The organism is Streptomyces lavendulae subsp. lavendulae, assembly GCF_002803845.1.
GTDB lineage: Bacteria > Actinomycetota > Actinomycetes > Streptomycetales > Streptomycetaceae > Streptomyces > Streptomyces lavendulae.
Genome location: NZ_CP024985.1, coordinates 684,939 through 705,464 on the forward strand (window position 1 = coordinate 684,939; position 20,526 = coordinate 705,464).

The following is a 20,526-nucleotide window of genomic DNA, read 5'->3' on the forward strand; positions in this document are numbered from 1 at the left end:
GGTGGGACAGGGATGGGTGGCGCGCAGGAGCGCCCGTTGCGGGCGGACGCGGCCCGCAACCGGGCCAGGCTGCTGGACGTGGCCACGGAGGTGTTCACCACCCGTGGCGTCGGCGTGCCGACCGAGGAGATCGCCCGCATCGCGGGGGTCGGGGTGGGCACGCTCTTCCGGCACTTCCCGACCAAAGAGGCGCTGCTGGAGGCGGTGATGGTGCGCAGGCTGGAGGAAATGGCCGCCCGGACCGCACAGTTGGCCGCGGGGGCGGATCCTGCCGAAGCCTTCTTCGCCTGCTTCCGCCTGCTGGTGGAGCAGTCCGAGGGGAAGAACGAGCTCGCCGGGGCCCTCGCCGCGGCCGGGGTGGACGTCCACGCCTCCCTGCAGGGGCCGACCATGGAGATCCAGGGCAGGCTGGGCGACCTGCTGGCCGGGGCGCAGCGGGCCGGGGCGGTCCGGCCGGAGCTGGGGCTGCCGGAGTTCGTCGCCCTCCTGGCCGGCACCGGCAGGGCCCTGGAGCAGCTGGGAGCGGATCCGGCGCCCCGGGAGCGGATCTTCGAGGTGGTCTTCGACGGCATGCGGCCGCACTGAGGCGCCATGCGGCCCGGGTCGGGCCCCGGCGACGGACGGAGGTGACCGACGGACGGCCCCGGATTCGCCCTCACCGCCCTGCGGGCCGGTGCGCCCGTGGTACCCGTGGCCGTCGTGGGGGCCGAGGAGGCCGTCCCCGGGTTCGGCGAGATCCCCTTCCTGGCGAGGCTCCTGGACCTGCCCCGCTTCCCGTTGGCCCCGTTCTTCCCCTTCCCCGCGAAGTGGACGGTCACCATCGGCGAGCCGATCCCCGCGCCGGTCGGGCCCGAGACCCTCGCGCAGCGCGCCGACGCGGCCGGCGGGCTGTGCGCGCGGACCCGGGCCGCGCTCCAGGACCTGCTGGACCGCGAACTCGGCCGAAGGGACAACCTCTTCTGGTAGCCCCGGCCGGCGGCGACCCCGGCCTCACACCGACGGCAGCGATCCGCCCCGGCGGCGACGGACCCCCATCACCACGGCCGCGGCCACCAACAGCCCGAACCCGAGCAGCATGCCCGGCGCCCCCAGCACCCCCGTGAGGGTGACGAGCGCGACCAGGGGGAGGCCCGCGACGAGCACCGCGGAGGCCGTGCGCAGCGGGGCGAACGCCGGGCGACCGGCCGGCAGCAGCCCGCCCGCCACCGATACGACGGCGAACAGCGCGCCGAGCGGGGACGGCCGCGGCCGGTCAGGGCCGCCACGGCGCCCAGGAGCGTCACGACGCCCGACGCGCCCACCAGGAGCACGGGCCCGCCCCGCCGTTCCCGGAGGCCGCGCGCAGGGACGAGACCGTCAGCCTGGCCCAGAACATCGCGTCCAGGCCCGCCAGGACCCGCGGGGCGTCGGCGATGGCGGTGAGGATGAGCAGGGTCGGCTCTCGCAGAGGTTGATCATTCACAATGATCACGACAGCTCGGCAGCCGACATATGTCGATTGCCGACCTATACCTTCGGCCGCACACGCTCGGACGGACCCGGACGACGGGCCTTGACCTCAAGCACGCTTGAGGAAGGAGTCTTCCGTCATGGACACCGAAGAGATGCAGCGGCAGCTGCAGGCCCTGACCGACCGCGCCGAGATCACCGACCTGATGGACCGTTACCTGCGCTCACTGGACGACGGGATCTTCGACGAGGAGTGGGCGCGCGCGTTCCACACCGAAGACGTCACCGCGGAGATGCCCATCGGCACCGTCCACGGCCGCGACGCCCTCACGGCCCACGTCCGGCGCGCAATGGCGCTGTTCGACCGGACCGTGCACCTGGGCACCAACACCGGCATCGAGATCGACGGCGCCCGGGCCACCGCCCGTGGCGCCCAACTGAGCACCCACGTCCTGGCGGACGGCTCGGGCGATGTCTTCATCTCCGCCGGCCACACGCAGGCCCACCTGGTCAGGACGGCCGACGGCTGGCGGATCTCCGATTCGGCACTGCGGGTGGTGTGGACCCAGGGCCCTCCCCCGCTGCTGCCGGACGACTTCACCCCCGCCCCGCACGATCGGCCGGACCGCCCCTAGCAGGGATCCGGCTCCCCGGACGCGGCCCCGCAATCGGCCCCGCCTCCCCGGGCGAGCTCCGTCCACAGCGCGGTCTCGACCTTGCCCAGGAGGCGGGCCAGCTCCGCGCACTCGGCAGCTTCCAGGCCCTCCAGGGTCTGGCGCTCCAGCTCGCCCCAGGCCCTGCGCACCTCGACCAGCAGACCGCGGCTGGCGTCCGTCGCCTCCACCAGGGAGGCCCGCCGGTCCGACGGGTCGGGGCGGCGGCGCACGTGGCCGGCGTGCTCCAGGCGCTGGAGCATCTTGGTCACCGTGGAGGGGTCGAGACCCACCGCCTTGATCAGCTCGGACTGGCGCACCGCACCGCTGTCCCAGAGGTGCATCATCAGGAACTCCTGCCCGGGATGGAGCCCGAGTTCGCGCAGGACCCGGCCCGCCGCGATCCGGTGCAGGCGGGAGACCCGGCTGATCGCATGGCTCACCGGCCCGTCCAGCACGGCACTGGGCGCCGCCGCGCACCCTGACGCGGCGCGCGACTCCTGAACGGGTTCCGCAGTCATCGGGGCGCTCCTCCTGGAGGGGTGTGTCGTTTCCGGCCGTCGTCAGGTGAATCCTACCGGCGACCCCTATTTGATTGGTCGGCCAAGCAATGGGGTACGCTGCATCCACAGCCAATCATTGGCCGACCAACTATCTTTTGTGAGGCGAAGATGACCAGCGCGTTCGAACCCGTGCACCTCCCCGGCGCCACCCTTGCCAACCGGATCGCCCTGGCTCCCATGACCCGCAGCCGCGCGGGCGAAGGCGGTGTCGCGACGGCCCTCGTCAGCGAGTACTACACCCAGCGCGCCTCGGCGGGCCTGCTCATCAGCGAGGGGATCCAGCCCTCCGCCGTGGGTCAGGGCTACCCCTTCACCCCCGGGCTGCACAGCGCCGAGCAGGTGGCGGCCTGGCGCCAGGTCACCGACTCCGTGCACGCGGTCGGCGGCCGGATCTTCGCCCAGCTGATGCACTCCGGCCGGATCGGCCACCCGTCGCTGCTGCCCGACGGTCTCGTACCCGTGGCCCCGTCCGCGGTGGCCGCCCAGGGGCAGCTGTTCACGGGCGACGGCATGAAGGACTTCGTGACCCCGCACGAGCTGACCGGGGCCGAGGTGCGGGAAACCGTCGCCGACTACGCCCGGGCGGCCCGCAACGCGGTGGAGGCCGGCTTCGACGGGGTGGAGCTGCACGGGGCCAACGGTTACCTGATCCACCAGTTCCTGGCCCCCGGCTCGAACCTGCGCACCGACGAGTGGGGCGGCCCGGTGGAGAACCGCATCCGCTTCGCCGTGGAGGTGGTCCGGGCCGTGGCCGCCGCGATCGGCGCCGAACGCACCGCCCTGCGCGTGTCGCCCGGGAACACGTACAACGACATCTCCGAGCCCGACCCCCAGCCCGCGTACGAGGCGCTGGTCAAGGAGCTCGACGGGCTCGGCCTCGCCTACCTCCACGTCCTGGAGAACGGCCCCGCGGCCCGGGAGACCACCCTCGCGCTGCGCAAGCAGTTCTCCGGGCCGCTCGTACTGAACCCGGCGACCGAGGGGCCCACCGACCACCGCGCCCTCACCCTGATCGAGGACGGCACCGCCGACCTGATCGCCTTCGGCGCGCTCTTCCTGGCCAACCCCGACCTGCCCGAGCGCCTGCGTACCGAGGGCCCGTACAACGCGCCGGACCCCTCCACGTTCTTCGGGGGCGACGCCCGCGGCTACACGGACTACCCGGCCCTCTGACCGGGAACCGCCCTCCGTCCGGTAGGGGTTCCGGGGCCCGCCGCGAGCGGGCCCCGGAAGCCGTCACGCGCTCGCGGCCGCTCCGGCGGTCTCCGTCGCCGGACCCTGCGTACCGGTCGGGACGGGCCGCTCCGCCCGGGGGGCGGGGATGAGGGCGGCGACGGCCGCGGAGACCAGCGCGAGGGCGCCGCCCAGCAGCAGCCCGGTGCGGAAGCCGCTCTCGGAGGTGAAGGTGAACCCCCCGGCGGTGGTGGTCATCCGGGCCAGGACCACGCCGACGACGGCGGCTCCGGTCGAGGTGCCGAGCGAGCGCATCAGCGTGTTGAAGCCGTTGGCGGCGCCGGTCTCCGCGAGGGGCACCGCGCCCATGATCAGGGCCGGCATGGCCCCGTAGGCGAGGGCGACCCCGCTGTTGATCACCATGGCGGCGACCATCAGGCCCGGCGCCGTGCCCGCCAGCAGGAGGGCCACGCCGTATCCGGCGGCGAGTACGACGGCTCCGCAGACGAGCGTGACCTTGGGGCCGCGGGCGTTGGTGAGACGGCCCCCGAGGGGGGACACGACCATCATCATCAGGCCGCCGGGCAGCATCCACAGGCCCGCGGCCAGCATCGACTGGCCCAGGCCGTAGCCGGTGGCCTCGGGGTACTGGAGCAGCTGCGGGACGACCAGCATGCTCGCGTACATGCCGAAGCCGATGAAGACCGAGGCGAGGTTCGTCAGCAGGACGCGCGGGCGGACGGTGGTGCGCAGGTCCACCAGCGGGTCGGTGGTGCGCCACTCGAACCACCCCCAGGCCGCCAGGACCACGGCGGCACCCGCGAACAGGGCGACGGTGGTGGCCGAACCCCACCCCCAGTCGGCCCCCTTGGACACCGCCAGCAGCAGGCACACCAGACCCACGGCCAGGCCCAGCGCGCCGACGAAGTCGAAGCGCTGCCCCTTGGCACCGGCCGGGACGTCGGGGACGAAGGCCAGGATCATGCCGGCGACGGCCGCGGCGAGCGCCGCCGCGCCCCAGAACAGGAAGCGCCAGTCGGCGTACTGCGCGACCGCCGCGGAGAGCGGGAGTCCGATGCCCCCGCCGATGCCCATGGAGGCGCTGACCAGGGCGATGGAGGAGCTGAGCTTCTCGGCGGGCACGACGTCGCGGAGCAGGGCTATGCCCAGGGGGATCATGCCCATCCCGATGCCCTGCAGACCGCGCCCGACGATCATCGCGACGACGCCGTCGGACAGCGCGCAGACCACCGACCCGATGATCAGCGGCACCGCGCACGCCAGCAGCATGCGGCGCTTGCCGACCATGTCCCCGAGGCGCCCGCTGATGGGCACGCACACACCGGCGACGAGGAGGGTGGCGGTGACGACCCACGCGGAGTTGGAGGAGGAGGTGTGGAGGAGCGTCGGCAGGTCGGCCAGGAGCGGTGTGACCAGGGTCTGCATGACGGCCGCCGTGACGCCCGCCAGTGCGAGCGTGGCGATCACTCTGCCGGTGTGCGGAGCCGTGGGCGGCTGGGGCATGACGGGATCCCTAGGGGCGCGGTTCTGGGTACGGGGAGGTCGAGCAGACTCTATTCAGTAGTCAACTATCACTTCACGGCTCGCGGGGTGTCAACTCGAACTGACGACCGGTCCCCGGTTGTTAGGCTTGGGCCGTGCCCCCCGATACCCCCCGGCCCCTACGCGCCGACGCCGCGCGCAACGTCGAGAAGATCGTCCGGGCGGCCCGCGACGTGTACGCCGAGCAGGGGCCCGAAGCGCCGCTCGACGAGATCGCCCGGCGGGCCGGCGTGGGTATCGCGACCCTGTTCCGCCGGTTCCCCGACAAGGCGGCCCTGCTGCGGGCCGTGCTCGACCAGCAGTTCACCCAGGACGTCCTGCCCGTCATCGACCGCGCCCTCGTCGACGAGGACGCCCGCCGCGGGCTCACCACCGTGATCGAAGCCGCCCTGACCTCGGCGGCCGACGAGCACCACGTGCTCACCGCCGCGCGGAACGCCGGGGTCTTCACGGCGGAGACGAGCGCGCGCTTCTTCGACGCGCTCGACCCGCTGGTGGTCCGGGGCCAGCGGGACGGGGTGATCCGCGCGGACCTCGTGCCCGACGACGTGCAGCGGGTCATGGGCATGCTCGTGAGCGTGCTGTGGACCATGGATCCGGCCGAGGGCGGCTGGCGCCGCTACGTGGCCCTGGTCCTGGACGGTCTGTCCCCCGCCGCGGCCAGTCCCCTGCCGAACCCCGCGCCCCCGCTGCTGCGCAGGCAGCAGGCCTGAGCCCGCCGGAGTCGGCCCGACTCGGTCCGACTCGGCCCGTCCGGCCGAGGGGCCTACGCTGGAATCGACGGCCGATTCGGCGAGCGGCCTCCGGCCGTCACCCGTGGGCACCTGCCCCTCCCCCTCCGCGCAGGTGCCCACACCCCCGCGCCGTCAGGGCCTCAGCGGTCCTTCTGCGCGTTGAGCCGGGCCGCCTGGCGGGTGAGGTGGTCGCGTTCGGCCAGGTTGGACGCCTTGCGGGCCGCCTCGGCGTACAGGCGCGCCGCCGTTGCCGGGTCGCCGTCGCGTTCGTGGAGGTAGGCCGCCACGGCGGTGTGCCGGGGCAGGGACTCGTCCAGGGCGGCCAGGGCCGTCAGACCGGCGCGCGGGCCGTCGGCCTCGCCGACGGCCACCGCGCGGTTGAGCCGGACGACCGGGCTGTCGGTCAGCCGGGCGAGCTCGTCGTACCACTCGACGATTTGGACCCAGTCGGTTTCCGCGGCGGTCGGCGCGTCCGCGTGGAGCGCCGCGATCGCGGCCTGGGCCTGGTACTCGCCCAGCCGGTCGCGGGCGAGGGCCGTCTGCAGGATCCGCACGCCCTCGGCGATCGCCCGCGTGTCCCACCGGCGCCGGTCCTGCTCGGCGAGCGGGACCAGGCTGCCGTCGGGCGCGGTCCGCGCGGCCCGGCGGGCGTGGTGGAGCAGCATGAGGGCGAGCAGACCCGCGACCTCTGGGTGGTCGACCGCGTCCGCGAGCTGCCGGGTGAGGCGGATGGCCTCGGCGGCGAGGTCGAGGTCGCCGGAGTAGCCCTCGTTGAAGACCAGGTAGAGCACGCGCAGCACGGTGGAGACGTCGCCGGGCCGGTCCAGCCGCACGCCCGAGACGGTGCGCTTGGCCCGGCTGATCCGCTGCGCCATGGTCGCCTCGGGCACCAGGTAGGCCCCGGCGATCTGGCGGGTGGTGAGCCCGCCGACGGCGCGCAGCGTGAGGGCGACCGCCGATGACGGGGTCAGCGCGGGGTGGGCGCACAGGAAGTAGAGCCACAGGGTGTCGTCCGCCCCGGGTGCGGGCCCGGGCGGCGGCTCCCGGTCCACGCGCTCCTCGCGCCGCCGGCGCGTGGTGTCGGCCCTGGCGGCGTCGAGGAAGCGGCGCCAGGCGACGGTGACCAGCCAGCCCTTCGGGTCGCGCGGCGGGTCCGCCGGCCAGACGCGCACCGCCTCGACCAGGGCGTCCTGTACGGCGTCCTCGGCCGCCGCGAAGTCGGCTCCGCGGCGGACGAGGACGGCGAGCACGCCGGGCGTGAGGCTCCGGAGCCGGGCCTCGTCCATGGCAGGGGTCACTCCGTGATGGTGGGCGGGCAGACCAGGAAGGGGCGCAGTTCGAGCCACTCGTGGATGGGCTTGCCGCCCGCCCCGGGAGCGGCCGAGAGTTCCCCGGCCAGCTCGACGGCCCGTTCGTAGCTGTCGACGTCGATGATCATCCAGCCCGCGATGAGGTCCTTGGTCTCGGCGAAGGGGCCGTCGGTGACGGGCGGGCGGCCTTCGCCGTCGTAGCGGACGAAGGTGCCCTCGGGGGCGAGCGCCTGGCCGTCGACGAACTCGCCGGTCCCTTCGAGCCGGGCCGCGAAGTCGTTCATGTACCGCATGTGGTCCGAGATCTCCTCCGGGGTCCACTGGTCCATCGGTACGTCGTTGACCGGGGCCGGGGCGCCGCGGTAGTGCTTGAGCAGCAGGTACTTGGCCATGATGGCTCTCCTCCGTGCGGTGCGGGTGCGACCCATTGTGGTCGCGTTCACTGCGGGGACGGAGCGGGGCACGGGTTCTCGACATCGCGGGCGGAATTTTTTTCCGGGCCCTGCCGGACGGTCCCCGGAGCGCGGTGCGCACCTGCGCCTCGGCGCCCTCCCGACGGCCGGGACCGGTCTCCTTCAGGCGCTGCCCGTCGGTGCCGCCACAGCGCGGCCCGCTGGGGCGTCCGCGCCGTGCGAGGCCGTGTCGATCACTTCGTCCAGGACGTCGCGGGAGCGGACCAGGTCGGCGATGAGGCGGTTGATCCGGTCGCGCTCCGCGGTAAGCTCGTCGACGAGCTGCGGGGTGGCGACCTCGCTCGGGCGGCCGTCCGTGTCCCGCATGCAGGGCAGCAGCTGGGCGATCTTCCTGCTGTTCAGGCCCGCGGCGTAGAGGGTCTGGATGCGGACGACGCGGTCGACCGCCCACTCGCCGTAGTCCCGGTGGCCGCCGGGAGTGCGCTCCGCGCGCAGCAGTTCCTGCGTCTCGTAGTAGCGCAGGGAACGCTCGCTCACCCCGCTGCGCCGTGCCAGTTCACCGATCCGCATTCCCCACCCCGAAACCCCGAACGGCGCGACTCGAACCTGCCCTTGACGTCAACTTCTACCATGCCGCCACGAGTCGCTACGAGACGGCCGGGCGGGGGTAGCGGACCACGAGGAGGGCGTCCACGTCCTCCTCCGCCGCGCGGTACAGGTGTGGTACGTCGGCCGCCCAGTGGGCGTGTCCGCCCGGCCCGACCCGCCGGGGCGGCCCCGCGCGCTCGCCCACCCAGGCCGTTCCCCCCAGGACGACGATGCGCTCCGTCGCCCCGGCCGTGTGGCCGGCGGACTCCTGGACCGCTCCGGCGCGGATGCGGATCCGGTAGGTCTCCGTGACCGCCGCGGCGTCCTCGAAGCGCTCGGTGAGGACCGCGTGCACCGCCGCGCCCGACAGCTCCGCGGGCAGTCCCGTCGTGTGCAGCGCCGTGCTGAGCGGGAGCTCCAGGGCGGTCGTGAGGGCGTATCGCCGCACCCTATCGTTCCACATACAGAACGTTCTCTATGCGGAACATCCCGTCGGAGGAGCCCCCCGTGCAGCCCGAGCACCCCACCCCCGCCCTGCCCTCCCTGCCCGCCCGGTCCGCGCAGGTGGCCCGCGCCCTCGCCGAAGCCGGCGTCCCGGGCCGGGTGCGCCAACTCGACCGGTCCGCCCGCACGGCCGCCGAAGCCGCCGAGGCGCTGGGGTGCGACATCGGGGCCATCGCCAACAGCCTGGTGTTCCTCTCGGGGGACGAGCCCGTCCTCGTCCTCACCAGCGGGCGGCACCGGGTCGACACCACCGCCCTCGCCGCCCGCTGGGGGCGCCCGGAACTCCGCCGCGCCACCGCCGAGCAGGTCCGCGAGGCCACGGGGCAGGCCATCGGAGGCGTCGCCCCCGTCGGACACCCGCGGGCCCTGCCCACCGTCGTCGACGAAGCGCTCACCGGCCACGCCCGGATCTGGGCGGCTGCGGGGACCCCGCACACGGTGTTCCCCACCACCGCCGACGAGTTGCTGCGGCTCACCGGCGGCCGCCTGCTGCCGGTCGGCCCGGGGACGGGCGCCGAACCGGCCTGACCGCGGCCGCCGCGCACCGCGCGCGCCGCCCCAAGGGGCCGCCCATACTGAGGGGATGAGGCGGACCCGTACGATGCTGCTGTGCGTCGCCGGCCTGCTGGGCACGGTCTTGCCGGCCGGGGCCGCCACAGGCCCGTCATCCGTCGCGCCCGCACCACCGGCGGCCTGCACCGCATCGCCGGGCCCGGCCCGGGGCGACGCGCTGAAGGTGCTCGCGACGGCCCGGCAGGCCCAGCGGGAGCTGGGGCTGAACTCCGTGGTGCTGCGGGTCTCCTCCGGCGGCCGGGAGGTGCTCACCACCGCGCTCGGGCAGTCGATGACGGGCGTACCGGCCGAACCGTCGATGCACTTCCGTACGGGGTCCGTCGCCATCGTCTACATGGGCATCGTCCTGCTCCAGCTCGTCGAGGAGGGCAGGGCCTCGCTCGACGACCCGGTGTCCCGCTGGCTGCCCGACGTACCGCACGGCTCGGAGATCACCCTGCGGATGCTCGGCAGCTCGACCTCCGGACTGCACGACTACGTGACCGACCCCGCCTTCCTCGCCGAGATCAAGGCCCGGCCGTTCCGCCAGTGGACGCCGGCCGAGGTCATCGGGATCGCGACGAAGCAGCCCCTCCTGTACCGGCCGGGGACCAACTGGAACTACTCGCACGCCAATTTCGCGATCCTCGGCGCCGCCCTGGAGAAGATCGGCGGGCTCCCGCTGGACCGCCTGCTCGCCCAGCGCGTGATGCGGCCGCTCGGGCTGGACCAGACCTCCAACCAGTACACACCGCAGATCCCGGAACCCGTCCTGCACGCCTTCACCTCCGAGCGCGGCACCTACGAGGAATCCACCTTCTGGAACCCGTCCTGGACCACGGCCCGCGGCGCGGTGCTGACACAGGACATCTGCGACCTCGACCGGTCCGCGCGCGCCGTCGGGACCGGGGAGCTGCTGTCCGCCGGGTCCTTCCGGACGCAGCTCGATCCGGGGACCGTCGGCCTGGGCCACGCCACGCCTTCCTGCCCGCCCGGTGTCTGCCTGCTGACCAACACCGCGGCCCGGCACTTCGGCCTGGGCGTGATCGTTGTCGACGGCTGGATCCTGACGAACCCGTCGTTCTCGGGCTACGCGGCCATCCAGGCCTATCTGCCGGCGCGCGGACTGGCGATCTCCGTGTCCGTGACGAAGGGTCCCGGGAGCCCCGAGGGGAACTCGGCCCAGACCATCGCCGAGCGCATCTCCGCGGTGCTGGCCCCCGGGCAGGCCCTCAGCATGCCGTGAGACGCCCGCACGAGCCCCGGCGCCGACCCCACCAGGCGTTCCGCCGGCCCGTGTGCGCCCGTTCGAGGCAGCCGGTATCGTCCGATATGTGCGATCCACCCGATCCGCGGCCCTGCCGGTCGGGCAGCCGTGGATGTCGGCGGAGGACGCGATCACATGGCCCATCACAGGATCAGCCCGAGGGGCACCCCTCCCAAGCGCCTCAAGGACCCGCACTCCACCGTGTCCACCGCGGTGAACACGGTGGCCGTGGCCGCCCTGGTCCTCCTGGCGGGCGCAGGCGGCGCGACACCGGCCGGCGCCACGTCCCGGGCCGCGGCCCCCGCCGCGCGGTTCGTGCCCGGTCCCTGCCCTGCGACGCCCGAAGCCGTCGCCGCACTGGACGGCGCGAAGTGCGGTTTCCTGGAGGTCCCCGAGAACCGTTCGCGACCCTCCGCGCGCACCATCCGGCTCGCCGTCGCGGTCATTCCCGCCGCCTCCCCGAAGCCCGCCCAGGACCCGATCGTGTACATGGCAGGCGGTCCGGGAGGGGACGCGTTCGACGACATCTCCCTCCTCGTCGACGCCGGGGTCAACCGTGACCGCGACCTGATCGTCATGGCCCAGCGCGGGAACCTCCACTCGCAGCCGAACCTCGCCTGCCCGGAGATCGACCGGGCCTCCGCCCGGGCCGTGGGCCTGCGCTACGACGACCCGTCGGCGCGGCGGCTCCTGGTGGGCGCGGCGAAGCAGTGCCGTGACCGCCTCGCCGCCGACGGCACCGACCTCGGCGCCTACAACACCGGCGAGAACGCGGCCGACTTCGCCGACCTGCGCACGGCGCTCGGCGTCCGCCAGTGGAACGTCTACTCCTACTCCTACGGCAGCGACCTCGCCCTCACCTACCTGCGCGAACACCCGCGGGGAATCCGCTCGGTGGCGCTCGACTCCGTCACGCCTCCGCAGGCCGTGAACCTGCCGTGGACGTGGAGCAGCGCCCGGGAGGGCGTCGACGCCGTCCTCGGCGCCTGCCGCGCGGAGCCCCGCTGCCAGGGCCGATACCCGGACGTGGCCCGTACGCTCACGGAGCAGGTCCGCAAGCTGGAGGCGCACCCCCTGACGCTCCACGCCGCTCCGCCGAGCGGCGGGAAGCCCGTGAAGGTCGTCCTCGACGGCGGGGCGCTGGTGAACCTGATCGTCGGCAACGGCGTGCGGCCGGCCGACCTCCCGGCGGCCCTCGACGAACTCGCCCGCGGGAATCCGCAACGCTTCGCGCGGGCCCGCGCGGCCGACGCGTACCCCGCCGTCGGCCGGACCGCACACGGCCTGACGGAGTCGGTGGCGTGCGGCGAATGGGCGCCGGGGTACACGCAGTCCCAGGTGCTGGACGCGGGGCGCGAGGCCTTCCCCGGCATGCCGGACACCGTACTGGCGCAGGCGCCGCAACTCCCCTTCCAGCGGGAGGTGTGCCGCGTCTGGAACGTTCCCGACCGGACCGCCGCCCAGCGGGTGGCCACGGTCAGCGCGGTGCCGGCGCTCGTCCTCTCGGGGACGTTCGACACGAAGACAGGGGCGAGTTGGGGCGCGCGCACCGCACGTGACCTGTCGCGCTCGACCGCCGTGCGGATCCCCGGGGTCGGGCACTTCGTCGTTCCCCAGTCGCCCTGCGCGCAGACCGTGCTGGCCTCGTTCTTCGCCCGCCCCACCGCACCCGACACCGGGTGCGTGGCCGGCCTCGCACCGAAGCCGTTCACGATCGCCCCGAAGTGACCGGGAGGCCTGATGGGACCCACCGAAGCGCCCCGCCGCCGTCGCACGGGACGGCGTCTGCGTGCCGTACCGGCCGGGCTGGCGACCGGCATCCTCGTCACCGGCCTGGTGGCGGCTCCCGCCCACGGCACCGGAGCCGGCCCGGGTCCGGGCTCCGGTACGGCGATCGGCACGACCCCGCGCACGGTCGGCGACGCCCACTACGAGCCGGGCCCCTGTCCGAAGACGCCGGAGCCGATCGCCGCCCTGAAGGGCGCCCGCTGCGGCACCCTGACCGTGCCCGAGAACCGTGCCGAACCCGGCGGCCGGAAGATCAGCCTCGGAGTTGCCGTCGTACCCGCGGTCTCGCAGCGGCCGAAGCCCGACCCGGTGGTGTGGCTGGCCGGTGGCCCCGGCGACGATGCCGTCGGCGAGGCCCAGCTGGCGGTCGACGGCGGGATCAACCGCGACCGGGACCTCATCCTGATGTCGCAGCGCGGCACGTACTCGGCCGACCCGGTGCTGACCTGCGCCAACATCGACGAGTTCGCCGCACGCTCGGTCGGCCTGGTCTACGACGCCCCGTCCACCGAGCGCCTGCACGTCGACGCCACGCGCACCTGCCGCGAGCAGTCGGTCGCCCGCGGCGCCGAACTCGGCGCCTACGACAGCACCGAGAGCGCCACCGACTACGCGGACCTGCGCCTCGCGCTGGGCCTGCCGCAGTGGAACGTGTTCGGCATCTCCTACGGCACCGACCTGGCCCTCATCTACCTGCGTGACCACCCCGAGGGGATCCGGTCCGTCGGCATCGACGGCGTCCTGCCGCCGTCCACCGCCGGCTCCGCCCTGACCTGGAGCAGCGCCCGCCAGGGCTTCGACGGCCTGTTCCGGGCCTGCGCGCAGCAGCCCGCCTGCGCCCGCCGCTACCCGGACCTCCCGGCCACCTTCGACCACCTGGTCCGCCAACTCGAAGCCGAGCCGGTCACCACCACCGTCAAGGTGCCGGGCCGTGCCCAGCCGGTGAAGGTCGTGCTCGACGGCGGGGCGCTGGTCAACTGGATGACCTCCGCCACCCACGTCGCGGCCGGCGTGCCCCTTTCCCTCGACGAGCTGGCCCACGGCAACCCGCGGCGGATCGCCGAGCAGTGGGCGGGCGCCAAATTCAGTCCCCAGGCGATCGGGCGGATCGCGCACGGGCTGGCGTTCGGGGTGTTCTGCCGGGAGTGGGTGCCCTTCGAGACCGAGGCCGACACCCTGCGGGCCGGACGGGCGGCGTTCCCGACCTTCCCCCGCTCGGTCCAGGCCCAGGCTCCCCAGCTCACGTTCCTCCACGCCGACTGCGACGCCTGGAAGGTTCCCGCCGCACCGCGCTCGGTCCGCGACGTCACGCGCAGCGACGTCCCCACCCTCGTGCTGTCGGGCGGGTTCGACTCACAGACCGGGGCCCGCAGCGGGGAGGTGGCCGCCCGCACCCTGAGCCGCGCCACGGTCGTCACCATCCCGTACGTCGCCCACGTGACGTACGCGTCGTCCCCGTGCGCGCAGGAGATCACGCTCTCGTTCCTGGACGCCCCGACGGCGCCGAAGACCGGGTGCGTCAGCGGCGTCCGGCCGCCCGCGTTCGACACGGGACCGCGCACCTGACCTCCCGTGAACACCGTTGCCGGGAGGCGGATTTGGCCCGTCCCCGGCCGCGCGGCATGCTGATCCGGACTGCCGGGTCCGATCCGCGCAGCGGCCGGGGCGGGAGGGATCACGTTGATCGTCTGGGCGAACGGTGCGTTCGGCAGCGGAAAGACCACGCTGGTCGCGGAGTTGAGCGGGCGCTGGCCCGAGGCCCTGGTCTACGACCCGGAGATGGTCGGCTTCGCGGTCCCGCGGGAGACGTTGGAGCAGCGGATCGACGGCTGGACCTTCTTCCCCGACGATCCCGAGCGGGAGCAGCGGGTCCGGCACTGGGCCAAGGGCAGGATCGAGGCGTGCGCGGCCGCGGCCGGCACCCTGCCCGGCGACACCGTGCTCCTGGACGGCTCCCTGGCTCCGGGGGAGTTGGCCGACCGGGTACTGGCCCGGGTCCGGCCGGGCGGGGCGTGAGCGCGACCGGCCGGGTGCGAGGTAGCCGTGGTCCGTGTGCCGCTCGCCCATGGCGCCGTTCTGGCAGAGCGGGGGCATGGCGCCCCGGGTCGTGGCCGGAGGCCGGAGGCCGTGGAGCGGGGGTCTAGTCGGGGGCCACCTTGCATGCGCTCACGGCCGTGCCGTTGGTCACGCCGCCGGCCGTGAGGCCGCTGACGCAGTGCGCGTGGTCGCCGGTCAGCCCGACGTAACACGCCATCCGGACGGAGTCCGGGGCCTCGCCGCCGTGGAGCTCCCGCTCGACCTGGTTGATGCAGGCCGTGACGTCCGCGTGGGCGGCGGGGGCGATGAAGGCAGCGCCGCCGAGTGCGAGGGTCAGGCCGGTGAGGACGCTCGCGATACGGGTGTACGTGCGCATGGGACGTACCTGCTCTCCGGGGTCGTCGCGTGGCCCGGCGCCTGGGTGTGCCGGATCCGCCGGGGAATGGCGCCGAGCACGCGGCCGGCGCACGGCCGCCGGGCCCGGACCCCGTACCGGACCGGCTCGGCGGGGCTTCCCTCCTCTTCCGACGCTAGAGCAGCCTCATGCCGCCCGCACCCGGTGGCCCACGCGCACCGGGCACGGCATTCGGGTGGTGGCGTGCCGTGTCGGGCGGCCGGGACCGGCCGGGTTCGCCATCCTGGGCCGGGCGCGGCACCGCGGTGGGCGCCGCACCTCCCCCATCGAGAAGGAGTACGCCATGGCGAAGGACGCGGTCGGACGGTTCCTCGCGGCTTTGGACCCGCAGCACCGGGAGGCCGTCGCCGGCAGACCGCGCGAGGAGCAGGAACGGCTCGCGGGCGCGTGGGAGCAGGAGCTGGAGTCGGACGACGAGCTCGACACCCTCGACGAGCTGTCCCCGCCCGCGGCCGAGGCCGAGGCGGCCCGGCGCGTCATGGCGCGCGAGGGCTGACCCGCCGTCGGGGCCGGGCCCGGCGGGCCGGGAGTCACTGCTCTTGCGCCGGGCGTCCTTCCCCGGCCATGAAGCGCCAGACGAGGGCGTGGCCCAGGACGATCAGCGCGATCAGCATGAGGGCTTCGGCCTGGATGGGGCGCAGGCCGATGTGGCCGGCGAGTTCGGGGAAGGCGCCGACGACGGCGATCAGCAGGTAGAGCAGGGCTGCGCCGGCCTGCTGCCAGGTGACGAAGTGGTCGCCCCGGGCACCGGCGCGGGTGAGCAGCCTCAGGGTGCACAGGCAGCCGACCACGGCGAGGGCGATGAAGGCGACCCGCCAGATCTGCGGCTGCTCCGTGCCTCCGACCTGGGCGAAGAGTCCCATCAGGGCGGGCAGCAGGAAGGAGAGGTAGATCCCGCCCACGATCCTGCGCAGGGGTGGTTCGCGCATCCATTCCGGGTGGCTCTGCACCACGTTCCACCACAGGCCGACCAGGGTGAAGCAGGTGGCGGAGAAGAGGGCGTAGAAGGTGCTGACATCCATGGGTGACGAGCGTGGCAGCGATGTCCGCCCGGGCGGACGGTACACGCCCTGCGCGCCGGGCCCACCGCCGGTACGGACTACACCGTCGGGCAGGATGGTCGGATGGACCCCATCCCCACGATCCGCGCCCGCACTTCGGCTCCGGCACCGGCACCGGCACCGGCCGCCACCCTGCGGACACGTCTCGTGGCCGCCGGGGCCGCGGTGGCGACGGTGGGCGCGGGGCTGGGGCTCAGGGCGGTGGCGGCGGGGAGCGTGGCCAAGTACGGCGGGGACGCGCTCTACACCGTCCTGGTCCTCGCGCTGGTCGTCCTGCTCGCGCCCCGGCTGACGCCCCTGCGGGCCGCGGGGACGGCCCTGGCCATCAGCTGGGCGGTCGAGTTCCTTCAGCTCGGCCCCTGGCCGGCGGAGCTCGCCCGACACAGCCCCGTCGCCCGCCTGGTACTCGGGTCCACCTTCAACGCACCGGATCTGTTCTGGTACGCGGCCGGCGCGGCGGCGGGCTGCCTCGTGCACCGGGCCGTGCGCCCGGGCCGCCGCGGCGCCGGGCGCGTTCCCCTCAGCCGCCGGGGGTGAAGGTCACCGGCAGGGCCTCGGGCCCGCGCAGACCGCCCGGCCGCCACGGGAGTTCGTCCGGCGCGACGGCGAGGGCGAGTCCGGGAAGCCGGCGCAGGGCGGTCCCGATGGCGATCTGGCCCTCCAGGCGGGCCAGGGGTGCGCCGAGGCAGTAGTGGATGCCGTGTCCGAACGCGAGGTGGGCGTTGTCCTGCCGGGTGATGTCCAGCCGTTCGGGAGCGGCGAAGCGTGCCGGGTCGCGGTCGGCGATGGCCGAGGCGATCAGTACGGTGGCGCCGCGCGGGACGGTCACTCCCGCGATCTCCGCGTCCTCGCGCGCGAACCGGGCGATGCCGGGGTTGACGGGGCCGTCGTAGCGGAGGAACTCCTCGACGGCGCCGGGCAGCAGTCCGGGATCCGAGCGCAGCAGGTCGAGTTGGTCGGGGTGGGCGAGCAGCATGGCGATGCCGCCACCGATCAGATTGACGGTGGTGATGTAGCCGGCGACCAGGAGCAGGAAGACCATGGCGATCAGCTCGTCCTCGGTCAGCCGCTGTTCCTCGTCGCGGGCGGTCACGAGGGCGCCGAGCAGGTCGTCCCCGGGGTCCTGCCGTTTGGCGCCGATGAGCTCGGTGACGTAGGCGCGCATGTGCTGCCAGGCCTCGTTCACCACGGCCGGGTCCGGCAGTTCCGGCCCCCGCGTGATCATGCGGTCGGTCCATCGCTGGAAGTCGTGACGGTCGTCGACCGGCACGCCGAGCAGTTCGCTGATCACGGTGACGGGGAGGGGGAGCGCGAAGTCCGCGATCAGGTCGGCGTGGCCGGACTCGACGACGGCGTCGAGCAGGCGGTCGGTGACGTCCTGGATCCGGGGCCGCATGGCGGCGACGCGGCGGGCAGTGAACGCCTTGGAGACCAGCCGGCGCAGCCGGGTGTGGTCGGGCGGGTCGCTGCGGAGCATGTTGCTGAGCATCGACTCGCGTTCGGTTTCGGGGAGCTGCTGCAGGAGGCGGGTGTCCGAGGCGTCGCGCACGTCGCTGCTGAGGCGGTGGTCGGACAGTGCGGCGAGCGCGTCCTCGTAGCGGGTGACGAGCCAGGCCTCCAGGCCGCCCCCGATGAGGACATGGCGTACGGGTCCGTCCTCGCGCAGCTTCGCGTACAGGGGGAAGGGGTCCGCGACGAAGGCCGGGTCGGTGTAGGGCAGAAGGACCGGCCGCTCACTCATGTTGCCTCCAGGAGTACGTCGCCCGCGCTGTGGAGAGCGAGGATACATATCCCGTATTCCCCGAATGCCGGTTTTCGGTCACGCTCGTACCGGTCACGCCCGTGCCGGTCAGTCCCGTACCAGCAGCACGCAGGCCGCCAGCACCACCGCCAGGGCCAGGGCCAGGACTCCGTAGACCGCCCGGTGGTCGCGGAGCACGGGCAGGAAACGGTCGAGGGCGAAGCGGCCCGGGCCCGTGAGGGCCAGGGTGACGGCGGCGGCGATGATCAGGGACTCGAACTCCACGCCCTCCTGGCCGATCACGGCCCCGGTCCACTTGACCGTGACGGCGTTGATCATCACGCCGACGATCGCCGCGGCGGACAGCGGGGTGAGGAGGCCGAGTACCAGGCCCAGACCGCCCAGCGTCTCGGTCAGACCGGCGATCACCGCCATGGCCTCGCCCGCCGGGTAGCCGGCCTTCTCGAAGAAGCGGCCGGTGGGACCCGGGCCGGGGCCGTCGAACCAGCGGAACAGCTTCTGGGTCCCGTGCACGGCCATGATCACGCCGAGTACGAGGCGCAGTACGGGCAGGCCGACGTCGTAGGGGGTGGTGTTACCGGTCGAGGTGCGGCGGGCGGAGGGGAATCGCATCGTGGCCATGGTGGCGCTTTCCGTCGGGGGCGTGCGGAAGGAGGAGGTCCCAGGTGGTGGTGATGGTCCGGGAGCCGTCCACCGGAAGTGCGGGGCGGGTGGCCCTCCGGTGGCGTCGTCTGGGCCCAGAGTGGCGAAAACCGAGCCGGAATGCGCGGTAGGCGCGTGCGCGCGTCGGCCGTTCACGAACGTGCGTTCGGGCGGACATGGTGTCCGTTCGACCGGCACGCCCGGCCCTTCGGCCGGGCCCGCTTCCGGGGCCGACACCGGGCGGTACGGCCGCCCTCACACCAACAGGCCTTCCCATGGCCGGAGATGAGCGGCCGGATGGCCCCTGCTATGGTGCGCCGATGTCAACGATCAAGCAGTTCCAGGTCACCTTCGACTGTGCGGAACCCGAGCGTGTCGCCCGCTTCTGGTGCGAAGTGCTGGGATACGTCATCACTCCGCCGAGGGGGTTCGCCACCTGGGAGGAGTACGAAGACTCCCGGTCCCCCGAGGACCGGGGTTCGTGGTGCGCCTGCGTCGATCCCTCGGGCGTGGGTCCGCGCCTGTACTTCCAGCGCGTCCCCGAGGGCAAGGCCGTCAAGAACCGGGTGCATCTCGACGTGCGGGTCGGCACCGGGCTCGTGGGTGAGGAGCGCCTCGCCGTACTCGAAGCCGAGTGCACCCGGCTGATGGCGCTCGGCGCGGTGCGCGTACGGCTGCTGTACGACGGCGGCGATGACTCCTGCATCGCGATGCAGGACGTCGAGGGCAACGAGTTCTGCGTCGACTGAGCGTCCCGCGCCCGCGGTCGTCGCCGGGGTCAGTAGCCCCACACGCCGAGCTCGGTGATGGCGGCGAACAGGTGCCCCCACACTCGTCCACCGGGCGTGTCGGTGTCCGCGGTGACCGGATCCAGGGCGGCCGCCTCGCGCAGGAAGTCCCCGGTGCCGTCCTCACCCGGGTACGGGCTCCAGCACGCTCCCATGAAGCGGCACACGGCCTCCAGCAGCCGTACGAAGGTCTCGGTGTCCCGGGCGAAGGGGAAGGGCCCCTCGGCGTTGCGGACCATCCACACCGCGCCCGTGTCCGGGTGGACGAACACCCGGCCGCGGTCGGCGTAGCCCAGGTCGAAGGCGCCCAGCCGCAGCAGGCCGTTCTCCCCGGGCTCCTCCTGACGGGCCCCCTCCGCGGTCCACCCCAGGGTGAACGAGGCCACCCCCGCCGCCCAGTACCCCGGCAGGCCCGCCCCGGCGATCAGCTCCCGCGTGGGGGCGTGGGTCAGCGTCGGCGGCTGGTGCGCCGGGGGCAGTCGCAGCACCCCGCCCGAGCCGAACGCCGCCTCCAGGCGGGCCGTGTCCAGCGGGGCCTCCGCGGGCGTCGGGCCCGCGAACCACGGTTCGCCCGTACCCGGTGAGGCGGTGTCGGAGCCGACGGCCGACCGGTCGGCCCGCGCGTCGGCGTTCCGCTCGATGACGACGAGGCCGCGCGGCTCGACCAGCAGGATCCGGCCCCCGCCCAACGCGACGGGTTCCTCCCAGGCTTCGAGGCGGTGGAGGTCCTCGTCGTCCCCGTCCGGGTCGAAGAGGATCGGACCGTCCTCGACCGGAGCGTCGAACGGCCGCGCGGTGAACTCCCCGTCCGCCGGCGCCAGGAGCTCCTCCCCGGTGGCCGGGGACAGCCAGCGCTCACCGGCCAGCGCGGCCCAGAGCTTGAACAGCACCTGGCCGTCAGGCCCCTCGTGGACCTCCACACCGGCGTCCCCGCTCAGGTTGGGCTGGGCCCGGTAGGCGCCCACCGGCCGCCACCAGGCCCAGACCGTGCGCCACGGCATCTCCGGCTCGGCCCCGGCGACCAGGGTGGCGTAGGCGTCGTGGCCCAGTACCTTCGCGGCGAAGTGCAGCCACGAGGCGAACTCCACCCGTGACACCTCGGCGCCGTCGAGCACCGCGACGGCCTGGGAGTAGACCTCCCGGCCGGGTCCGCCGCCCGTGACGGGAAGGTCCCGGAAGGCCTCGGGTCCGGCCGTCAACAGGGCCGAGGGGGAGGCGAACAGGGCGTCAAGGTCGTCGTGGGGCATGGGGACATGATGCCAAC

26 protein-coding genes are annotated in these 20,526 nt (G+C 73.9%); 13 read left to right on the forward strand and 13 right to left on the reverse strand.

What is annotated here, in order from left to right; translation table 11 throughout:
- Positions 1-12 precede the first annotated feature (12 nt).
- A complete protein-coding gene (locus SLAV_RS03020; protein ID WP_030229298.1) occupies positions 13-585 on the forward strand; it encodes a TetR/AcrR family transcriptional regulator in 573 nt (190 codons plus the stop codon).
- A gap of 105 nt (positions 586-690) precedes the next feature.
- Complete coding sequence (locus SLAV_RS03025; protein ID WP_158740626.1) at positions 691-966, forward strand: hypothetical protein; 276 nt, start codon at positions 691-693, stop codon at positions 964-966.
- Positions 967-990: 24 nt separating this feature from the next.
- Here the strand turns inward: SLAV_RS03025 and SLAV_RS03030 are convergent, their stop codons facing one another.
- A complete protein-coding gene (locus tag SLAV_RS03030; RefSeq protein WP_030229295.1) occupies positions 991-1,206 on the reverse strand; it encodes a hypothetical protein in 216 nt (71 codons plus the stop codon).
- Between the two features lie 73 nt (positions 1,207-1,279).
- Complete coding sequence (locus SLAV_RS41745; protein WP_199922148.1) at positions 1,280-1,462, reverse strand: hypothetical protein; 183 nt, start codon at positions 1,460-1,462, stop codon at positions 1,280-1,282.
- A gap of 127 nt (positions 1,463-1,589) precedes the next feature.
- Here SLAV_RS41745 and SLAV_RS03040 point away from each other — a divergent pair, with 127 nt between their 5' ends.
- Entirely contained in the window at positions 1,590-2,084 is a 495-nt protein-coding gene (locus SLAV_RS03040) for a nuclear transport factor 2 family protein (protein WP_030229290.1), read from the forward strand.
- On the opposite strand, the gene SLAV_RS03045 is transcribed toward SLAV_RS03040, so the two are convergent.
- Complete coding sequence (locus SLAV_RS03045) at positions 2,081-2,623, reverse strand: MarR family winged helix-turn-helix transcriptional regulator (RefSeq protein WP_051840746.1); 543 nt, start codon at positions 2,621-2,623, stop codon at positions 2,081-2,083. The genes SLAV_RS03040 and SLAV_RS03045 overlap by 4 nt on opposite strands.
- 150 nt (positions 2,624-2,773) lie before the next feature.
- Between SLAV_RS03045 and SLAV_RS03050 the strand changes: the two genes are divergently transcribed.
- Positions 2,774-3,838 carry an alkene reductase gene (locus SLAV_RS03050; RefSeq protein ID WP_030229286.1) on the forward strand — a complete coding sequence of 355 codons (1,065 nt, stop codon included), beginning with the start codon at positions 2,774-2,776 and terminating at the stop codon, positions 3,836-3,838.
- Between the two features lie 63 nt (positions 3,839-3,901).
- On the opposite strand, the gene SLAV_RS03055 is transcribed toward SLAV_RS03050, so the two are convergent.
- Positions 3,902-5,362, reverse strand: a complete 1,461-nt coding sequence (locus SLAV_RS03055; protein ID WP_030229283.1) for an MFS transporter — start codon at positions 5,360-5,362, stop codon at positions 3,902-3,904.
- Positions 5,363-5,496: 134 nt separating this feature from the next.
- Here SLAV_RS03055 and SLAV_RS03060 point away from each other — a divergent pair, with 134 nt between their 5' ends.
- Positions 5,497-6,114: a TetR/AcrR family transcriptional regulator gene (locus SLAV_RS03060; RefSeq protein WP_030229281.1), complete on the forward strand. Its 618-nt coding sequence runs from the start codon at positions 5,497-5,499 to the stop codon at positions 6,112-6,114.
- A 161-nt stretch (positions 6,115-6,275) separates the two neighbouring features.
- Here the strand turns inward: SLAV_RS03060 and SLAV_RS03065 are convergent, their stop codons facing one another.
- The 4 genes from SLAV_RS03065 to SLAV_RS03080 all read right to left on the reverse strand — a co-directional run bounded on the left by SLAV_RS03065 (position 6,276) and on the right by SLAV_RS03080 (position 8,894).
- Positions 6,276-7,421 carry an RNA polymerase sigma factor gene (locus SLAV_RS03065; protein ID WP_030229279.1) on the reverse strand — a complete coding sequence of 382 codons (1,146 nt, stop codon included), beginning with the start codon at positions 7,419-7,421 and terminating at the stop codon, positions 6,276-6,278.
- A gap of 8 nt (positions 7,422-7,429) precedes the next feature.
- Entirely contained in the window at positions 7,430-7,837 is a 408-nt protein-coding gene (locus tag SLAV_RS03070) for a YciI family protein (RefSeq protein WP_030229277.1), read from the reverse strand.
- A 183-nt stretch (positions 7,838-8,020) separates the two neighbouring features.
- Positions 8,021-8,428 (reverse strand): MerR family transcriptional regulator, encoded by a 408-nt coding sequence (locus SLAV_RS03075; RefSeq protein WP_051840744.1) that lies wholly within the window; start codon positions 8,426-8,428, stop codon positions 8,021-8,023.
- 76 nt (positions 8,429-8,504) lie between these two features.
- Complete coding sequence (locus SLAV_RS03080) at positions 8,505-8,894, reverse strand: cupin domain-containing protein (RefSeq protein ID WP_234333542.1); 390 nt, start codon at positions 8,892-8,894, stop codon at positions 8,505-8,507.
- A gap of 59 nt (positions 8,895-8,953) precedes the next feature.
- Here SLAV_RS03080 and SLAV_RS03085 point away from each other — a divergent pair, with 59 nt between their 5' ends.
- The 5 genes from SLAV_RS03085 (at position 8,954) to SLAV_RS03105 (ending at position 14,573) form a co-directional block, all read left to right on the forward strand.
- Positions 8,954-9,478: a YbaK/EbsC family protein gene (locus SLAV_RS03085; protein ID WP_037687065.1), complete on the forward strand. Its 525-nt coding sequence runs from the start codon at positions 8,954-8,956 to the stop codon at positions 9,476-9,478.
- 55 nt (positions 9,479-9,533) lie between these two features.
- The gene (locus tag SLAV_RS03090) at positions 9,534-10,748 is read left to right on the forward strand and encodes a serine hydrolase domain-containing protein (protein ID WP_100660769.1); all 1,215 of its coding nucleotides are present in this window, start codon (positions 9,534-9,536) and stop codon (positions 10,746-10,748) included.
- Positions 10,749-10,904: 156 nt separating this feature from the next.
- Positions 10,905-12,497 carry an alpha/beta fold hydrolase gene (locus SLAV_RS03095; RefSeq protein WP_063760281.1) on the forward strand — a complete coding sequence of 531 codons (1,593 nt, stop codon included), beginning with the start codon at positions 10,905-10,907 and terminating at the stop codon, positions 12,495-12,497.
- Positions 12,498-12,509: 12 nt separating this feature from the next.
- Positions 12,510-14,123: an alpha/beta fold hydrolase gene (locus SLAV_RS03100; RefSeq protein ID WP_030229266.1), complete on the forward strand. Its 1,614-nt coding sequence runs from the start codon at positions 12,510-12,512 to the stop codon at positions 14,121-14,123.
- Positions 14,124-14,237: 114 nt separating this feature from the next.
- Complete coding sequence (locus SLAV_RS03105) at positions 14,238-14,573, forward strand: hypothetical protein (protein ID WP_030229264.1); 336 nt, start codon at positions 14,238-14,240, stop codon at positions 14,571-14,573.
- A 124-nt stretch (positions 14,574-14,697) separates the two neighbouring features.
- On the opposite strand, the gene SLAV_RS03110 is transcribed toward SLAV_RS03105, so the two are convergent.
- Entirely contained in the window at positions 14,698-14,970 is a 273-nt protein-coding gene (locus tag SLAV_RS03110; protein ID WP_030229262.1) for a hypothetical protein, read from the reverse strand.
- Positions 14,971-15,292: 322 nt separating this feature from the next.
- On the opposite strand from SLAV_RS03110, the gene SLAV_RS03115 reads away from it, so the two are divergent.
- Positions 15,293-15,505: a hypothetical protein gene (locus SLAV_RS03115; RefSeq protein ID WP_030229251.1), complete on the forward strand. Its 213-nt coding sequence runs from the start codon at positions 15,293-15,295 to the stop codon at positions 15,503-15,505.
- A gap of 34 nt (positions 15,506-15,539) precedes the next feature.
- Here SLAV_RS03115 and SLAV_RS03120 read toward each other — a convergent pair whose 3' ends face one another.
- Positions 15,540-16,031: a hypothetical protein gene (locus SLAV_RS03120; protein ID WP_030229249.1), complete on the reverse strand. Its 492-nt coding sequence runs from the start codon at positions 16,029-16,031 to the stop codon at positions 15,540-15,542.
- A 102-nt stretch (positions 16,032-16,133) separates the two neighbouring features.
- Between SLAV_RS03120 and SLAV_RS03125 the strand changes: the two genes are divergently transcribed.
- Positions 16,134-16,607: a ribosomal maturation YjgA family protein gene (locus SLAV_RS03125; RefSeq protein WP_078950265.1), complete on the forward strand. Its 474-nt coding sequence runs from the start codon at positions 16,134-16,136 to the stop codon at positions 16,605-16,607.
- Here SLAV_RS03125 and SLAV_RS03130 read toward each other — a convergent pair.
- The gene (locus tag SLAV_RS03130; protein WP_030229246.1) at positions 16,591-17,811 is read right to left on the reverse strand and encodes a cytochrome P450 family protein; all 1,221 of its coding nucleotides are present in this window, start codon (positions 17,809-17,811) and stop codon (positions 16,591-16,593) included. The genes SLAV_RS03125 and SLAV_RS03130 overlap by 17 nt on opposite strands.
- A 108-nt stretch (positions 17,812-17,919) precedes the next feature.
- Positions 17,920-18,453 carry a DoxX family protein gene (locus SLAV_RS03135; RefSeq protein ID WP_051840739.1) on the reverse strand — a complete coding sequence of 178 codons (534 nt, stop codon included), beginning with the start codon at positions 18,451-18,453 and terminating at the stop codon, positions 17,920-17,922.
- Between the two features lie 341 nt (positions 18,454-18,794).
- On the opposite strand from SLAV_RS03135, the gene SLAV_RS03140 reads away from it, so the two are divergent.
- The gene (locus SLAV_RS03140; protein ID WP_030229241.1) at positions 18,795-19,223 is read left to right on the forward strand and encodes a VOC family protein; all 429 of its coding nucleotides are present in this window, start codon (positions 18,795-18,797) and stop codon (positions 19,221-19,223) included.
- 29 nt (positions 19,224-19,252) lie between these two features.
- On the opposite strand, the gene SLAV_RS03145 is transcribed toward SLAV_RS03140, so the two are convergent.
- Entirely contained in the window at positions 19,253-20,509 is a 1,257-nt protein-coding gene (locus tag SLAV_RS03145; RefSeq protein WP_030229240.1) for an SUKH-4 family immunity protein, read from the reverse strand.
- Positions 20,510-20,526: the final 17 nt, after the last annotated feature.

Excerpts from the sequence above, each read along its gene's own strand:
- SLAV_RS03020 (WP_030229298.1), top strand. The coding sequence starts at position 13 with ATGGGTGGCGCGCAGGAGCGCCCGTTGCGGGCGGACGCGGCCCGCAAC.
- SLAV_RS03040 (WP_030229290.1), top strand. The coding sequence starts at position 1,590 with ATGGACACCGAAGAGATGCAGCGGCAGCTGCAGGCCCTGACCGACCGC.
- SLAV_RS03045 (WP_051840746.1), bottom strand. The coding sequence starts at position 2,623 with ATGACTGCGGAACCCGTTCAGGAGTCGCGCGCCGCGTCAGGGTGCGCG.
- SLAV_RS03050 (WP_030229286.1), top strand. The coding sequence starts at position 2,774 with ATGACCAGCGCGTTCGAACCCGTGCACCTCCCCGGCGCCACCCTTGCC.
- SLAV_RS03055 (WP_030229283.1), bottom strand. The coding sequence starts at position 5,362 with ATGCCCCAGCCGCCCACGGCTCCGCACACCGGCAGAGTGATCGCCACG.
- SLAV_RS03065 (WP_030229279.1), bottom strand. The coding sequence starts at position 7,421 with ATGGACGAGGCCCGGCTCCGGAGCCTCACGCCCGGCGTGCTCGCCGTC.
- SLAV_RS03070 (WP_030229277.1), bottom strand. The coding sequence starts at position 7,837 with ATGGCCAAGTACCTGCTGCTCAAGCACTACCGCGGCGCCCCGGCCCCG.
- SLAV_RS03075 (WP_051840744.1), bottom strand. The coding sequence starts at position 8,428 with ATGCGGATCGGTGAACTGGCACGGCGCAGCGGGGTGAGCGAGCGTTCC.
- SLAV_RS03090 (WP_100660769.1), top strand. The coding sequence starts at position 9,534 with ATGAGGCGGACCCGTACGATGCTGCTGTGCGTCGCCGGCCTGCTGGGC.
- SLAV_RS03095 (WP_063760281.1), top strand. The coding sequence starts at position 10,905 with ATGGCCCATCACAGGATCAGCCCGAGGGGCACCCCTCCCAAGCGCCTC.
- SLAV_RS03100 (WP_030229266.1), top strand. The coding sequence starts at position 12,510 with ATGGGACCCACCGAAGCGCCCCGCCGCCGTCGCACGGGACGGCGTCTG.
- SLAV_RS03110 (WP_030229262.1), bottom strand. The coding sequence starts at position 14,970 with ATGCGCACGTACACCCGTATCGCGAGCGTCCTCACCGGCCTGACCCTC.
- SLAV_RS03115 (WP_030229251.1), top strand. The coding sequence starts at position 15,293 with ATGGCGAAGGACGCGGTCGGACGGTTCCTCGCGGCTTTGGACCCGCAG.
- SLAV_RS03120 (WP_030229249.1), bottom strand. The coding sequence starts at position 16,031 with ATGGATGTCAGCACCTTCTACGCCCTCTTCTCCGCCACCTGCTTCACC.
- SLAV_RS03125 (WP_078950265.1), top strand. The coding sequence starts at position 16,134 with ATGGACCCCATCCCCACGATCCGCGCCCGCACTTCGGCTCCGGCACCG.
- SLAV_RS03130 (WP_030229246.1), bottom strand. The coding sequence starts at position 17,811 with ATGAGTGAGCGGCCGGTCCTTCTGCCCTACACCGACCCGGCCTTCGTC.
- SLAV_RS03135 (WP_051840739.1), bottom strand. The coding sequence starts at position 18,453 with ATGGCCACGATGCGATTCCCCTCCGCCCGCCGCACCTCGACCGGTAAC.
- SLAV_RS03140 (WP_030229241.1), top strand. The coding sequence starts at position 18,795 with ATGTCAACGATCAAGCAGTTCCAGGTCACCTTCGACTGTGCGGAACCC.
- SLAV_RS03145 (WP_030229240.1), bottom strand. The coding sequence starts at position 20,509 with ATGCCCCACGACGACCTTGACGCCCTGTTCGCCTCCCCCTCGGCCCTG.